We start from the raw sequence: 14037 nt of genomic DNA on the forward strand, positions 1-14037 counted from the left end.
AGCCGACGGGGTTCACGGTTTGCCGCCGCGCGAAGCTTGGACAGAAGCCGCCCGCCGCCGCCGCGACGCCTACGCCATCACACCCGGTGCGCCTCTTCTCAAAACCGAGTTCGGTTACTTCTGCTGGGATGAGTGGAAAAAGCAGGGATTGCCTGACATTGAAGCGTGGTCACCGGAAGCGGCGGCATTTTTCCACTATGATGCCGTCGGGGAGGGGAGGCATAATCTCGGAGGGCTTGGATGGTGCGAACCCGAATATGTGCCGCAGTTCGAGGTGAAAATCCTCGAGGATCGCGGAGATACGGAAGTCGAACAGGATTGGGCGGGCCGGCATGTTCTTTATTTCAAAGGCAGACGGAACGGGTTCATGCCCGAATACCTCGACCACCCGGTCAAGGACATGGAAACCTGGAAGTCTAATGCGGAATGGCGGCTCGATCCGAAAGACCCGCGCCGCTATGCAAATCTGGAAAAAACCATGTCCGCAGCGCGTGATGCTGCCGCGCGCGGGGAAATGATTATCCAGGGCCTGGCCGGCTCGTTTATGTATCTGCGGTCGATGATCGGGCCGGAAGCGCTTCTCTATGCGTTTTACGACCAGCCCGAATTGATTGAAGCCGCCATGGAGCGATGGATCGAGTTGGCCGATGCCGTTACCGCCGCCCACCAGCGTTATGTCACCTTTGATGAGATATTTTTCGCCGAGGATAATTGCTACAATCACGGGCCTCTGGTTTCGCCCGAAATGATCCGCACCATGCTGCATCCCTATTACAAGGAACTTTTGAAGCGCGTGAGGGCGCGGCAGATCGACAAGACCCGGCATCTTTACCTTCAGATTGATACGGATGGCGACTGCAGTTCCCTCATTCCGTTTTACATCCAGGACATTGGGATGGATTCCATGTCTCCGTTCGAAGTGGCCAGCGGTTGCGATGTCGTCAAAATCGGGCGCGAATATCCGCAGCTCTGCATGCGTGGCGGGATTGACAAACGTGTGCTGGCCGCCGGACCAAAGGCCATTGACGAGATGGTTGAACGCATTCTTCCGGCGATGCGGAAGCGTGGAGGGTATATTCCATGCTGCGATCACGGCGTCCCGGCTGAAGTTTCGCTCGAAAACTACCTCCACTACCGCAGGCGCTGTGTTGAGCTGGGTGAGTAAGCAAAACCGCCTGAATGGGTATTTTGTTTTGATTTTTGAATTGGAACTGTCTTATTTTGAGGCGGTTTTGCAATAACCTGCATAGACCCAGCGCGTGTCTTTCCGCTGTTGCGTCCCGGCGCTAACAAGTTGCCCATTGAAATGAGTATGGAATATGCAGGTTAAGCCTTGTAAAGCGCCTCAAGATGGGCAAAAATTGCCCATTCCATGAAGCTGGAACGTATCCTGGTTGTTGACGATGAAAGCCCCGTCCGCGTCTTGGTGACGGATTTGTTGCGCGAGATGGATTATCTGGCGCTTGGAGTCGCATCGATTGAACAGGCCAGAAACGCTCTGAAGGAAGACGCCTTCGACCTTGTGATTTGCGACCTTCGACTCAGCGACGGCAACGGGCTTGTCTTGCTTCAGGAAATCCGAAAGTCGTATCCCAACATTCATACCATGCTGATGACAGGATTCGGCAGTTTGGATTCCGCGGTGGAAGCGCTGCGCATCGGTGTTTTTGATTACCTGCTTAAACCGATCGACGGGCGGCGCCTGGCGGTGACGCTGGACCGTTTGCAGTGCGTGCTGGATCTCGAGGCGGAGAATGTTTATTTGCGCGACGCGGTGGCGGAACGGGACGGCGATTTGGTTTCATGGGGCAACAGCCCGGCCATGTTGCGCGTCAAGGAAGTGATAGACCGGATATGCCAGACGGATGCCACGGTTTTGATCCAGGGGGAGAGCGGCACGGGCAAGGAGGTTGTCGCGCATGCGCTGCACAGGCAGAGCCATCGTTCAAGCCAGCCGTTCATCCGGGTCAACTGTGCGGCGATCCCTGCCACATTGCTGGAGAGTGAATTCTTCGGGCATGAAAAGGGGGCTTTCACCGGCGCGGTGCAGCGCCGGGAAGGGCGCTTTGAACTGGCGAATGGCGGTACGTTGCTGTTGGATGAAATTTCAGAAATTCCTCCGGACCTGCAGGTCAAATTGCTGCGCGTCCTGCAGGAGCGGGAGTTTGAACGGGTCGGCGGCAACAAAACCATCAAAGTGGATGTGAGGATCCTGGCCACCACGAACCGGAACCTTCTCAAGGCGGTGAAATCCGGAAGCTTTCGCGAGGATTTGTATTACCGGTTGAACGTGGTCCCCCTCGAACTGCCGCCGCTCCGCGAGCGGGGTGAGGATGTGCAGCATTTGGCCTCGCACTTTTTGCAGGAGTTCAACCGGAAGCACGGAAAAAAAATCAACAAGATGTCGCACGAAGCGCTGCTGAAGATCCAAGCCTACCACTGGCCGGGCAATGTCAGGGAACTGCAGAATGCGATTGAACGCGCGGTGATTTTGGCGTCGGACAACGTGGACTTGCGGCCTGACGACCTGCCGTTGGCGGAAGCCGCAGAGACGGAGGGATTGCCGGGCGACGGGCACATTTTGAAAATGGAGGAAATGGAGCGGCAATTGATCCTGCGCGCCCTGGACCGCTGCAACGGGAATCGGACCCATGCGTCTGAAATGCTGGGCATCAGCCTGCGCACCATGCGCAACAAACTCGCGCTGTACCGCAGAATGGGGCTGGAGTTGAGTGCGACTAACACTCAAAATACAAAACAGACTTAACGCAAGGGAAGCCATTTTACAGAGAGATCGCGAAGAACGGGGAAGCTTTTACCACAGAAAAGCAGGGGCTTATAACTTAAGCTTTAAGCTGCTTTCATGGCGTTCATCTGCGGTTTAATTTGATCTTCCATTTTGTTCTCCTTGTGTTCTTTTGTCGCAATAAATGCTTTTCTCCGCGTTCTGGCCGCCTCGGCGCTGAAACCTGCTTTTTGCGACTTGGCGTTAAAATCCCCCCGGTAAAACCACAGGATTTCCCGCACCGGGAAATCCTCGACGTTCCCGGAAAACGCATTAGATTCTAACCCATGCCCGAAAATCAGGTTAAGCCCAGAAAAGTCAACCTCCGCACGCCCGAGGTGATGTCGATTGTCCAAGCCCAGGTCGAAAGCCATTACCGCAGCCGCGTGGTGGATTATGTGCGCAACTCCGGGCACCGGCTTTCGGCAAATTCCCTCGTCGTCAAACTGGCGAAGGCGTTCGGTTTTTGCTATGGCGTGGAACGCGCCATCGATCTGGCCTATGCGGCAGCCAAATATTTCCATGACCGCAAGATTTATCTGCTGGGGGAGATCATCCACAACCCCGAAGTGAACGACCAATTGAAGGAAATGGGCATTCATTCCCTGCAGGAAGGCGAGCACGGCTATGATCTTTCGCATATCACAGTGGAGGATGTGGTCATTGTGCCGGCGTTTGGCGCTCCGGTGGAAACCATGAACCGGCTGAAGGAATTGAATTGTATCACGGTTGATACGACCTGCGGCGACGTGATGAGCGTTTGGAAACGCGTGCGGCAATACAATCGCGAAAAAGTGACCTCGATCATCCACGGCAAGGCCTGGCATGAGGAGACGAAGGCCACCAGTTCCCGCGCGCTGGGCGACGATGCCAGCGGCCATTATCTCGTGGTGTTCACGCTTGATGAGACCGATTACGTTTGCAATTACATCCGGCATGGCGGCAACAAGGAAGATTTTCTGAAAAAATTCGAGGGCGCTTATTCTCCCGGCTTTGACCCGGACCAGCACCTGCGTTATGTCGGCGTGGCCAATCAGACGACGATGATGCGCAACGAGACCGAGGAAGTGCAGCGCCGGATCCGCCAGGCGATCGAAGACCGTTATGGCAAGGAGGCGTTGCCGGAGCATTTCCGATTTTTCGACACGATTTGCGGCGCCACGCAGGAGCGGCAGGACGCCTTGAGTGTCATGCTGGCCGAACCCATGAATCTGCTGATTGTGGTGGGCGGTTACAACAGCAGCAACACCTCGCACCTCGCGGAAATGGGCGAGGCCAAGCTGCCGACGTATTTCATCAAGAACGCCTCCAAAATGGAATCGACGAAGTTAATCCGCCATTGGAACCAGCATAAAAATGTCGAGGAATCGACAGAGAACTGGCTGCCCGACGGAGACGTGACGGTGGGGGTGACGGCGGGCGCGTCCTGTCCGAACAACCTGATTGAGGAAATCATCCACAAGCTCTACGCCTTCCGAGGGGTGAAGGTGCTGGATCTGCTGCCTGAGTGGGCGCGGGAGTGAAGCGTTCACCGCTTAATCGCGGGGAACGCTTAGTTTTAAGTTTGTAAGTCTTAAGTTTTAAGTCAGAGACGCAGTCAGCTCTCAGCCTTCATCATTTCCCTCACAACCCGGCCATGAAGTTGAACGTCATGTCCACATGGCCGGGCAGGTGCTCGTGCCCGTAGTCGGGGTACAGCTTGAGCTGTTTTGGGGCGGTAATCTTATTATAGGTAGCGAATTGTGAAGACGGCGGGCAGATGGTGTCCATCAGCCCCATGAACAGCAGTACGTCCGCCCGGATGCGCGGCGCCAGGTTCTGAAGATCGATGTAGCCCAGCGTGCGGAAAACTTCATCCTTCCGCTCGTGCCGGGGATCGAAGAGCCGGAAATAATCCCTGAGTTCCTGATAGGCGTCCCTGGCCAGATCCATTTCCCAGACGCGAAGATAGTCACTCAAAAATGGATACAACGGCGCCGCCTTCCGGATGCGCGGTTCCAGGGCTGCGCATGCCAGTGTGAGCGCGCCTCCCTGCGAACCGCCATGGGCTCCGACACGGTTGGCATCGACCTCCGGAAAGCCCATGACAATCCGGGCCAGTTGTGCGGTATCGAGAAAAATATGCCTGAAAAGAAGGTTGTCGGGATGGTCGTCCAAGCCGCGGATGATATGGCCGCGGTGGGTGTTTCCCTTGGTGCCGCCCTTGTCTTCGCTGAGTCCGCCCTGGCCTCGGCAATCCAGAGCGGCAACGCAATATCCCTGGCTCACATAGTTGAGTTTGTCCGCCCATTCGCCGCTGTTTCCCGAATAGCCATGAAACAGCAACACAGCAGGTCCGGGTTTCTTGGAGTGCTTGGGACGAAGGTATTTTGCATGAATCCGGGCGCCGCGCACCCCGGTGAAATAGAGGTCGAAGCATTCGACGGTTTCAGAGTCCAGTCCCTTGAAGGAGACCAGCGCGATATCGGGATCCGTGCCGTGCATTTCGGCCAGCCCACGCTCCCAGTAGGAGTCGAAATCCTTCGGACGCGGGTTGCAGCCCTGATACGTGTACAATTGGTCCAAAGGAAGTTCAAAGGTGGCCATAGGTTGGATTTTTTAATTAAAGGTTTGGATTGTGTTGTCAATAATGTACAGGATCCCTGCCTCTCAATCTCGATCTTAATCTTAATCCTGCTCTTAATCTTCCCCCGCCTTCTTTGCGATCTCTCTGTAAAATTGCTTTGCCATCAACGCCGTCTTAGCCTGCATACCCCGGCCTTCTTTGGAAATCGCGCCGCTTGCCGTTCTTATCCATGTGCAGGAAGGAAGGTGCCGGGAGCATGCAGGCTGCGAAAACAAATTCGCGGAGAAGCTGCAAATTCCCTTGAACTACACCGTGCGTCTATTACTGTTTCTCAGTTATGCCGCAAGCGGGTGAATTTGCCTATAATTCAAAGGTTGAAGGAAACATTGTCCTGACGACCGTCGAGTCATCCATCAACTGGATGCGCAAAAATTCACTCTGGCCCATGCCCATGGGGCTGGCGTGTTGCGCGATTGAGCTCATGGCGGCCGCTTCTTCCCGTTATGACATTTCCCGCTTCGGCGCCGAGGTCATGCGTTTTTCCCCGCGTCAAGCGGACCTTTTGGTGGTGGCCGGCACCGTGACTTATAAAATGGCGCTGGCAACCAAACGGATCTGGGACCAGATGCCGGATCCGAAATGGTGCATCGCCATGGGCGCGTGCGCGAGCACGGGCGGCATGTATCGGAGCTATGCGGTACTGCAGGGGATTGATAATTTGATTCCGGTGGATGTTTATATCTCCGGCTGCCCGCCCCGGCCGGAAGCGTTGCTAGAAGGGTTGATGAAATTGCAGGAAAAAATCGCCGGGGAACATTCTCTCCGTACGCTGAAACAGGCCGCCGCTTGAGTATGTCCGCCCCCTCCGCATTAAACGACACCTATACGGGCAAATTCACGGGCAGGCTGTCGGTGCAGCCCGAGTTCCGCGGTGAAACCACCTGGCTGGTTGAAAAATCCCAGGTCCTTGCCGTCCTCGAATCGCTCAAAAAAGACGGGTTTGATTTTCTGACCGATCTTTCCTCGGTGGACAACTCCGATCAAGAGCCGCGCTTCGAGGTGGTGTATGAATTGCTGAATCTTTCCACCCTGCAGCATCTGCGGATCAAGACGCGTGTTGCGGACGGCGAGGCGGTGCCTAGCGTGGTACATCTTTGGAAGACGGCCAACTGGCATGAGCGCGAAGCCTATGACATGATGGGTATCACCTTCGAGGGACATCCCGATCTGCGCCGCATTTTGATGTGGGAAGGCTACCCCTATTATCCCTTGCGCAAGGAATTCCCGCTGGAGGGCAAAAAGACCGAAATGCCCGACATCGCCTTCACCAAGCCTGCGCCGCTGGAAGGCGGGCCGTTTGTGACATCGCCGACCGGCAATTTGCTGCGCCGTGAACCGCGAGCCCGGCCCCCGGAACAGGAAGATCCGAAACGCCAACCCCAAAACTAAAGCTATTTTTCATGAGCTCGGTACAGGAACTTGAAATCAAGGACACAGCGGCCAAAAACTCCGAGGCGGCGGGGCAGGTTGTCGATACAGTCGGCGAAAAACTGGTACTGAACCTGGGGCCGTCGCACCCGAGCACGCACGGCGTGCTGCGCATCGTGCTGGAACTGGACGGGGAGGTCATCGTCAAGGCCGATCCCGACGTGGGTTATCTCCACCGGGGCGATGAAAAAATCGCCGAGAACATGACGTGGACCCAATTTATCCCCTACACGGACCGCCTGGATTACCTGGCTCCGCTGGCCAGCAACGTGGCCTACGCATGCGCGGTGGAGAAACTGATGGGATACGAACTGACGCCGCGCGCAAAGGTCATCCGTGTCATTTGTTGCGAACTCGCGCGCATCTCGGCCCATTTGCTGGGCGTGGGTTGTTATGCGATGGACTGCGGCGCCATGACGGTATTTCTTTACACCTTTGAGGAACGTGAGAAAATTTATAATTTGATCGAGCTATTGACCGGAGCCCGCTTCACCACTTCCTACACGCGCATCGGCGGGTTGGCGCGCGACCTGCCCGAGGGCTTTATCCCCAATCTCAAACTTTTCCTCGACCAGTTCCCTGCAAAAATCGATGAGGTGGATAATCTGATCACCAAGAACCCGATTTTTGTCAACCGCACGAAGGATATCGGCATCATCTCGCGCGAAGACGCCATCAGCTACGGGCTGACGGGTCCGAACCTGCGCGGCTCGGGCGTCGATTATGATGTCCGCAAGAAAAGGCCTTACCTGGATTACGATCAATACGACTTCGACGTTCCCCTGGGTTCGGTCGGGGACAGCTATGACCGTTATCTCGTCCGGATGGAGGAGTTGCGCCAGAGCGTCCGCCTCCTGAGGCAGGCCATCGACCGGTTGCCCGGCGGCCCGATCTTTGTCGATGACCCCAAAAACATCCTGCCGAAAAAGGACAAAGTCCTGACCAAGATGGAGGAGTTGATCCAGCAATTCATGATTGTGACCGAGGGCATCGACGCGCCGAAGGGTGAAGTTTATTTCGGCGCGGAAAATCCCAAGGGCGAACTGGGCTTTTACATCAACAGCCGCGGCGGCGGCGTGCCGCACCGGATGAAGATACGCTCGCCCTCCTTTGTCAACCTGAGCATCCTGCCGCATCTGTTGCCGGGTTGCACGGTCAGCGATGTGGTGGCGATTTTGGGCAGCCTGGATTTTGTGATGGGAGAATGCGACCGCTGATAATCAGCGAACTGGAGTTATAACCTATGAACTATAAAAAGACGGCGGGCCGCTTGGCGGCGATTGTTGTGTTCGGTTTCATGGTGATCGCCTGCGGAGCGCGTTTGACCAATGACAACCTGCTCAAGGTCAAAAATGGGATGACAGAAGCCCAGGTGAAGGATATCCTCGGCGGGCCCACCAAGGTTGAGTCGGGCGAGGTGCTGGGCCTGCGCGGCTCCACCTACTACTACGAAAAGGGCAAAACCCGGGTACAAATCAATTTCATCAATGACGGGGTCGTCAGCAAAACCGGAAGCTTCGAGTAACAGCCGTTCCCAATGCCATGAGTGTTTCATTGCCAGCCGAATTGGAAAAAAAGATCGACGAGGTCATCACCCATTATCCGGTGTCGAAGCGCAGCGCTTCGCTGCCCGTGCTTCATCTCTGGCAGGAACAGTTCGGTTTTATTTCCGATGAAGCGATTGAGTTCATCGCCAAAAAACTCGATCTGCAGCCGGTGCATATTCTGGAACTGGTGACGTTTTATCCCATGTTCCGGCGTGAAGCCATTGGCAAGCACCACATCAAGGTTTGCCGGACGCTGTCCTGCGCCTTGGGAGGCGCCCACGAGACCCACGCCTGTTTTAAAAAGCAGACCGGCGCGCAGGGCGACGACCACGGCCCGATCAGCAGCCCGGACGGCAAATACACGATTGAATATGTGGAGTGCCTGGCTGCCTGCGGCACGGCCCCGGTGGTCATGGTGAATGATGATTTTTACGAAAACGTCGGCCCGCAAAAAGCCGGGGAACTTTTGAACAAGTACAAATAAGATTATGGCCGCTGCTGAACGACGCATCATTTTCAAACACATCGATGAACCGGGTTACACTCCGGACATCGCGTGTTATCTCAAGCACGGCGGCTACGAGGACCTGAAGAAGGCCGTGCGCCTCGACCCGGCTGCGATCCGCGAGGATGTTAAAAAATCCCAGCTTCGGGGCCGTGGCGGCGCGGGCTTTTCCTGCGGCATGAAATGGGGATTCATCGATCCGAAGAAAAACACCAAGCCGGTTTACCTGATTTGCAACGCCGATGAGTCCGAACCCGGCACCTTCAAGGACCGGCAGATCATTTACAAGGACCCGCACCAGTTGCTGGAGGGAATGATCATTTCCTGCTTCGCGAACCATGTGAAGCTTTCCTACATCTACATCCGGGGCGAGTTTCCCGACGGCGCAAAAATCCTCGAGCGCGCGATTGAGGAAGCCCGCGCCAGGAATTTCCTCGGAAAGAGAATCCTTGGAACCGATTATGAGCTTGAGATTTATGTCCATCGCGGCGCTGGAGCTTATATTTGCGGCGAGGAAACCGGCCTGATCGAATCCCTGGAAGGCAAGCGCCCGTATCCCCGCATCAAACCTCCCTATTTCCCGGCCGTCCTCGGCCTTTACATGTGCCCGACCATCGTCAACAACGTGGAAACCTTGTGCAATGTGAAGCACATCATCGCCATGGGCGGCGAGGCCTTTGCCAAAATTGGCAAACCGAACAACACCGGCACCCGCGTCCTGGGCGTGAGCGGCGACGTGAAGAAACCGGGCTACTACGAATTTGAATGTGGCGCGATTACTTTGGGCGAGCTGATTTATGATGTCTGCGGCGGCATCCGGAACGGGAACAAGCTTAAGGCGGTCATTCCCGGCGGATCTTCCTCCAAGGTGTTGCGCGCCGGAGTCCGTTACAGGATCCGGGAAAAAGCCGCGGATGGCAAAATGGTGGAACGTGAAATCGGTCTGGAAGACATCCCGCTGGATTTTGACACGATGGCCGCGGCCGGTTCCATGGCGGGTTCGGGCGGAGTGATCGTCATGGATGACACGCGCGACATGGTGGAATGCCTGTCGAATCTTGCCGAGTTTTATGCGCATGAATCCTGCGGCCAGTGTACTCCTTGCCGCGAAGGCGCGCTTTGGATGAAGAAAATCCTGCACCGCCTCTCGCATGGGCATGGCCGCGCGGAAGACGCCGATTTGTTGAAGAGTGTGGCGGACAACATCGCGGGTCGCACGATCTGCGCCTTTGGCGAAGCCTGTGCCTGGCCGGTGCAAAGTTTTGTGGACGGGTTCCGGGAAGAATTTCTGGCGAAAGCGAAAACGGCGGGATGATTTACCGCAGAGCCGCAGAGGACGCAGAGAAATCAAGAGAATGAGCGCGAGTATGAGTATGAGAACAAATTTACCGCAGATCACGCTGATGAGCGCAGATATGTGCAGTTTTATAAAGATTTTGAAACTTAGCGGCTTCGTGGCTTCGTGTGAGAAAATGTATTTGCGCAATTCTTTGAGATCTTTGCGCTCCTTTGCGGCTACATTATGAATTCTCCTAAAATGAATCCCTTCAATCACGACATCGCGGCGCCCGAGACGCCGCTGGTGAATGTCAATTTCAACGGCAAATGGATACAGGTGCCCAAGGGCGCGAATGTGGTCGAAGTGACCCGCGAGCAGGACGAGTTCCTCCCGCATTATTGCTACCATCCCAAACTTTCCATTTCCGGCAACTGCCGCATGTGCCTGTTTGAAATGGGTACGCCCAAAATGGACGCCAAGCGCCAGCCCGTGATGGGCGCCGACGGCAAGCCCGAGATCGCCTGGATTCCCAAGCCGCAGATCGGTTGCGCCACCCAGGTGACAGAGGGAATGGGCATCCGGACCAACTCGCCTCTCGCGGAGGAATGCCGCAAGGGCGTGATGGAATTTTTGTTGATCAATCATCCGCTGGACTGCCCCATTTGCGACCAGGCGGGCGAGTGCAAGCTGCAGGAATATTCCAGCGAGTACGGCACCAACACCAGCCGCTTCGTGGAGGAGAAGGTCAAGAAACCGAAGCTTTTTGATCTCGGCCGGAACATCATGCTCGACGACGAGCGTTGCATTCTTTGCACGCGCTGCATCCGCTTTGCCAAAGAGGTCATGGACGACGACGTGCTGGGCATTGTCAATCGCGGCAGTCACAACACCGTGACCTGCCATCCCAACAAGCGCTTCGACAACAATTATTCGCTCAACACGGTCGATATCTGCCCGGTCGGCGCGCTGACGAGCAAGGATTTCCGTTTCAAGATGCGCGTCTGGTTTTTGAAGGAGACCAACAGCATTTGCACAAGCTGCGGCACGGGTTGCAATGTGACCGTCGGCTCGCGCGAAGGAGTCGTGTACCGCTTGACACCGCGCGAGAACGAAGAGGTCAATTCACTCTGGATGTGTGATGCCGGGCGTCTGAACATCCATTATTTGCATGATGAAAAGAGGTTCAGTCGGCCTCTGGCCCGTGTCAGTGGCGACTTGTTTGAATCGGGCTGGGATGATGTTTTGGGACAGGCCTCCCGGCGCTTGAAAGCTTTTTCGGGCGGGCAGATTGCCGTTGTCGCCTCCGCGCGCATGACCAACGAGGAATTGTTCCTGGCCAAGCTGTGGATCGATGAACTGAAGGTTTCGCTTTATGACGTAGTGCCGAGGGCAGGGAAGGCCGACGGCTTCCTGCGTTCCGCCGACTTGAATCCCAATTCAAGCGGAGCCCGCCTGCTCGGTGTTTCCAAGGAGGGCAAGGATTTGCCCGCCATCCGGGATGCGGTGAAGTCGGGTGCGATCAAGGCCCTGATTGTTTTGCATGAGGATGCCGCTGAGATTGGATTGACGCCTGAGGACCTCAAAAAGCTGGACCTGATAGTGTTCGTCGGACTGATTCCGAATGCGACAACCCAGGCTGCGCATTTCATTCTCCCGGCTGCGGGTTTTGCGGAAAAGCGCGGATCGATGATCAACGTGAACGGACGCCTGCAGCGGCTCAATCCGGCGCATCAACCGCCCGGCGAGGCGTTGGAAGACTGGGAAATCCTGCGCGACCTGCGCAGCCAGACCACAGGTGGCAACGGAATTGGCTCGGTCGAGGATGTGTTTCACGCCATGGCGGGACAGATTTCGGTTTTGTCAGGCTTGTGCCTCGGTCGAATTGGAGATATGGGTGTGCCTCTGGATTTGGAAGCCAAAGCGCCCAAGCGCGAATCGAGTCCGGCCGGGGTTGCGGCTTCTTGAACGCCCGGGCGAGGGGAACTGATTTATGATAGACGGACCTACACTTGTTTTTATTCTGGCCTCGGCGCTTAAATGCGCCGTGGTGGTCGGGATCATGCTGGGCATGGTGGCCTACAGCGTGGTGGCCGAACGCCGCTTCAGCGCCTGGTTCCAGGACCGGATCGGGCCCAACCGCGTCGGCATGCTGCTCGGCGGCGTGCGAATCGGAAAATTCACGGTACCCAACTGGCGCCTGTGGGGTTTGGGCCAGCCCATCGTGGACGGCTTAAAATTCATCCTCAAAGAGGAAATCACGCCCGGCCATGTCAACAAGCCGTATTTCTTCCTGGCGCCCGTGCTGGCCATGGTTCCGGCCCTGATGACCGTCGCCGTCGTTCCCTTTGGCAGCATCATCGATCTCCGTCCGCTGGCGGCCTGGGTGGCCGTTTCATTCAAGCTGCCCTTGGATGCGGCGACTCTGAACGCATTTGCCATTCCCGCGGTGATCGCCGACCTCAATGTTGGGATTCTTTTTGTCTTTGCAATTGTCTCCATCAGCGTGTACGGCATCGTGCTTGCGGGCTGGTCGTCCAATTCCAAGTATTCGTTCCTGGGCGGCATCCGCTCTTCCGCGCAGATGATTTCCTATGAGATTTCAATGGGCCTGGCCGTGGTCCCGATCTTCCTGGTGATAGGCCAGTTGAACCTGGGCAAGATCGTGGAATACCAGGCGCAACACGGCTGGCTGGCGCTCGCGGTGTTTGCACCGAGAAGCCATTGGGGCGCTGAGACTGAGAGTCTCGTACTCTGGCCGTTCCTGGCGCTCTCCTTTATTATTTTCCTGATTGCTGCGTTTGCCGAAACCAACCGCCTGCCTTTCGACCTGGCGGAATGCGAGACTGAACTCGTCGGTGGGTATCACACCGAATATGGCGCGTTCAAGTTCGCCCTCTTTTTCCTCGGAGAATACGCCGCCATGTTGGTGACTTCCGCGATCATGGTGACTTTGTTCTTTGGTGGCTGGACCCTGCCGTTCCATCCCTGGCTCTACGACGTTTCTGTCGCGCCGTGGTGGTTTACTCCGGTGCATATTTTGGTGTTCCTGGGTAAAATGTTTTTCTTCATCTTTTTCTTCATCTGGGTGCGCTGGACGCTTCCGCGCTTCCGTTACGACCAGCTCATGGGTTTGGGTTGGAAATTCTTCATCCCCGTCGCGCTGGCCAACGTGCTCGTCACCGCCGGCATCGTCGCCTGGTTCCAGTTGAGATAAGTGCGAAGCAAAACGGATTTTAACGCAAAGCCGGAATGCGCCTGCGGCGCACGCAAAGAAAGGCTTAAAACTCAGCTTGAACTATCCCCCTGATAAGGGGGAAGACAAGGGGGTTTGTGTTTTCAGTGGACCGCGCTGAAAGTGCGGATCAAAACGCCAACGGCGTTTCGTCCTTCAGCCCAGGGTTTCACGCCGAAGCCTGCGCGGAGGCGGATACGCCCCATGCACCCGCGTCATTGCGAGAAGTCCGGCTTTGACAGACTCCTCTTCCGCCGCGGGAGGGTGAAATTTAAGGCTCGACGGGCTGGCGGATTCCTATTTTCATATACGTCTATGTCCAAGGCGGCCAAAGATATGTTGACCTTTGAATCCGCGCTTGGACGGCTGGAGGAAATTGTTGCGCAGATGGAGTCTGCGGAACTGCCTCTGGATAAAATTATCGACAAATACGAGGAAGGCATGAAGCTTCTCGGTTTTTGCGAGGAAAAATTGGAGGCGTCTGAAAAGAAAATCGAGCTGTTGACCCGGGACAAAGCCGGGAAACTACAGCGCGGGGAACTGGAAAGCGCGGAATCGCAACAGGGCGATTCACGTGGAGACGGTCCTTCTGAAACGTCCCTTTTTTAAATTAAACAGGTGGAATAGAGAGACAC

14 protein-coding genes are annotated in these 14037 nt (G+C 55.9%); 12 read left to right on the forward strand and 2 right to left on the reverse strand.

Annotated features, from left to right (window positions below; translation table 11 throughout):
* A partial coding sequence (locus PHD76_02035; GenBank protein ID MDD5260605.1) for a uroporphyrinogen decarboxylase family protein occupies positions 1-1165 on the forward strand: 1165 nt, incomplete at its 5' end.
* 207 nt (positions 1166-1372) lie between these two features.
* Positions 1373-2767 carry a sigma-54 dependent transcriptional regulator gene (locus tag PHD76_02040; GenBank protein MDD5260606.1) on the forward strand — a complete coding sequence of 465 codons (1395 nt, stop codon included), beginning with the start codon at positions 1373-1375 and terminating at the stop codon, positions 2765-2767.
* A gap of 83 nt (positions 2768-2850) precedes the next feature.
* On the opposite strand, the gene PHD76_02045 is transcribed toward PHD76_02040, so the two are convergent.
* Positions 2851-3027 carry a hypothetical protein gene (locus PHD76_02045; protein ID MDD5260607.1) on the reverse strand — a complete coding sequence of 59 codons (177 nt, stop codon included), beginning with the start codon at positions 3025-3027 and terminating at the stop codon, positions 2851-2853.
* Positions 3028-3072: 45 nt separating this feature from the next.
* On the opposite strand from PHD76_02045, the gene PHD76_02050 reads away from it, so the two are divergent.
* On the forward strand, positions 3073-4308 hold the full coding sequence (locus tag PHD76_02050) for a 4-hydroxy-3-methylbut-2-enyl diphosphate reductase (GenBank protein MDD5260608.1): 1236 nt from the start codon (positions 3073-3075) through the stop codon (positions 4306-4308).
* Positions 4309-4408: 100 nt separating this feature from the next.
* Here the strand turns inward: PHD76_02050 and PHD76_02055 are convergent, their stop codons facing one another.
* On the reverse strand, positions 4409-5371 hold the full coding sequence (locus PHD76_02055; GenBank protein ID MDD5260609.1) for an alpha/beta fold hydrolase: 963 nt from the start codon (positions 5369-5371) through the stop codon (positions 4409-4411).
* A 317-nt stretch (positions 5372-5688) separates the two neighbouring features.
* On the opposite strand from PHD76_02055, the gene nuoB reads away from it, so the two are divergent.
* The 9 genes from nuoB (at position 5689) to xseB (ending at position 14011) form a co-directional block, all read left to right on the forward strand.
* The gene (gene nuoB, locus PHD76_02060; GenBank protein ID MDD5260610.1) at positions 5689-6201 is read left to right on the forward strand and encodes an NADH-quinone oxidoreductase subunit NuoB; all 513 of its coding nucleotides are present in this window, start codon (positions 5689-5691) and stop codon (positions 6199-6201) included.
* Positions 6202-6203: 2 nt separating this feature from the next.
* Positions 6204-6800: an NADH-quinone oxidoreductase subunit C gene (locus PHD76_02065; GenBank protein ID MDD5260611.1), complete on the forward strand. Its 597-nt coding sequence runs from the start codon at positions 6204-6206 to the stop codon at positions 6798-6800.
* An 11-nt stretch (positions 6801-6811) separates the two neighbouring features.
* Positions 6812-8056 carry an NADH dehydrogenase (quinone) subunit D gene (gene nuoD / locus PHD76_02070; GenBank protein MDD5260612.1) on the forward strand — a complete coding sequence of 415 codons (1245 nt, stop codon included), beginning with the start codon at positions 6812-6814 and terminating at the stop codon, positions 8054-8056.
* Positions 8057-8082: 26 nt separating this feature from the next.
* Positions 8083-8364: an outer membrane protein assembly factor BamE gene (gene bamE / locus PHD76_02075; protein ID MDD5260613.1), complete on the forward strand. Its 282-nt coding sequence runs from the start codon at positions 8083-8085 to the stop codon at positions 8362-8364.
* Between the two features lie 17 nt (positions 8365-8381).
* Positions 8382-8870 (forward strand): NADH-quinone oxidoreductase subunit NuoE, encoded by a 489-nt coding sequence (gene nuoE / locus PHD76_02080; protein ID MDD5260614.1) that lies wholly within the window; start codon positions 8382-8384, stop codon positions 8868-8870.
* Positions 8871-8874: 4 nt separating this feature from the next.
* On the forward strand, positions 8875-10206 hold the full coding sequence (nuoF, locus tag PHD76_02085) for an NADH-quinone oxidoreductase subunit NuoF (GenBank protein MDD5260615.1): 1332 nt from the start codon (positions 8875-8877) through the stop codon (positions 10204-10206).
* Between the two features lie 222 nt (positions 10207-10428).
* Positions 10429-12135, forward strand: coding sequence for a molybdopterin-dependent oxidoreductase (locus PHD76_02090; GenBank protein MDD5260616.1), 1707 nt, complete (start codon positions 10429-10431; stop codon positions 12133-12135).
* 25 nt (positions 12136-12160) lie between these two features.
* Positions 12161-13384, forward strand: a complete 1224-nt coding sequence (locus tag PHD76_02095; GenBank protein ID MDD5260617.1) for an NADH-quinone oxidoreductase subunit H — start codon at positions 12161-12163, stop codon at positions 13382-13384.
* A 333-nt stretch (positions 13385-13717) separates the two neighbouring features.
* Positions 13718-14011, forward strand: a complete 294-nt coding sequence (xseB, locus tag PHD76_02100; GenBank protein ID MDD5260618.1) for an exodeoxyribonuclease VII small subunit — start codon at positions 13718-13720, stop codon at positions 14009-14011.
* Positions 14012-14037 lie beyond the last annotated feature (26 nt).

The sequence above is a fragment of the Candidatus Methylacidiphilales bacterium genome, from assembly GCA_028713655.1.
Lineage (GTDB): Bacteria > Verrucomicrobiota > Verrucomicrobiia > Methylacidiphilales > JAAUTS01 > JAQTNW01.

Excerpts from the sequence above, each read along its gene's own strand:
- PHD76_02040 (MDD5260606.1), top strand. The coding sequence starts at position 1,373 with ATGAAGCTGGAACGTATCCTGGTTGTTGACGATGAAAGCCCCGTCCGC.
- PHD76_02050 (MDD5260608.1), top strand. The coding sequence starts at position 3,073 with ATGCCCGAAAATCAGGTTAAGCCCAGAAAAGTCAACCTCCGCACGCCC.
- PHD76_02055 (MDD5260609.1), bottom strand. The coding sequence starts at position 5,371 with ATGGCCACCTTTGAACTTCCTTTGGACCAATTGTACACGTATCAGGGC.
- nuoB (MDD5260610.1), top strand. The coding sequence starts at position 5,689 with ATGCCGCAAGCGGGTGAATTTGCCTATAATTCAAAGGTTGAAGGAAAC.
- PHD76_02065 (MDD5260611.1), top strand. The coding sequence starts at position 6,204 with ATGTCCGCCCCCTCCGCATTAAACGACACCTATACGGGCAAATTCACG.
- nuoD (MDD5260612.1), top strand. The coding sequence starts at position 6,812 with ATGAGCTCGGTACAGGAACTTGAAATCAAGGACACAGCGGCCAAAAAC.
- bamE (MDD5260613.1), top strand. The coding sequence starts at position 8,083 with ATGAACTATAAAAAGACGGCGGGCCGCTTGGCGGCGATTGTTGTGTTC.
- nuoE (MDD5260614.1), top strand. The coding sequence starts at position 8,382 with ATGAGTGTTTCATTGCCAGCCGAATTGGAAAAAAAGATCGACGAGGTC.
- nuoF (MDD5260615.1), top strand. The coding sequence starts at position 8,875 with ATGGCCGCTGCTGAACGACGCATCATTTTCAAACACATCGATGAACCG.
- PHD76_02090 (MDD5260616.1), top strand. The coding sequence starts at position 10,429 with ATGAATCCCTTCAATCACGACATCGCGGCGCCCGAGACGCCGCTGGTG.
- PHD76_02095 (MDD5260617.1), top strand. The coding sequence starts at position 12,161 with ATGATAGACGGACCTACACTTGTTTTTATTCTGGCCTCGGCGCTTAAA.
- xseB (MDD5260618.1), top strand. The coding sequence starts at position 13,718 with ATGTCCAAGGCGGCCAAAGATATGTTGACCTTTGAATCCGCGCTTGGA.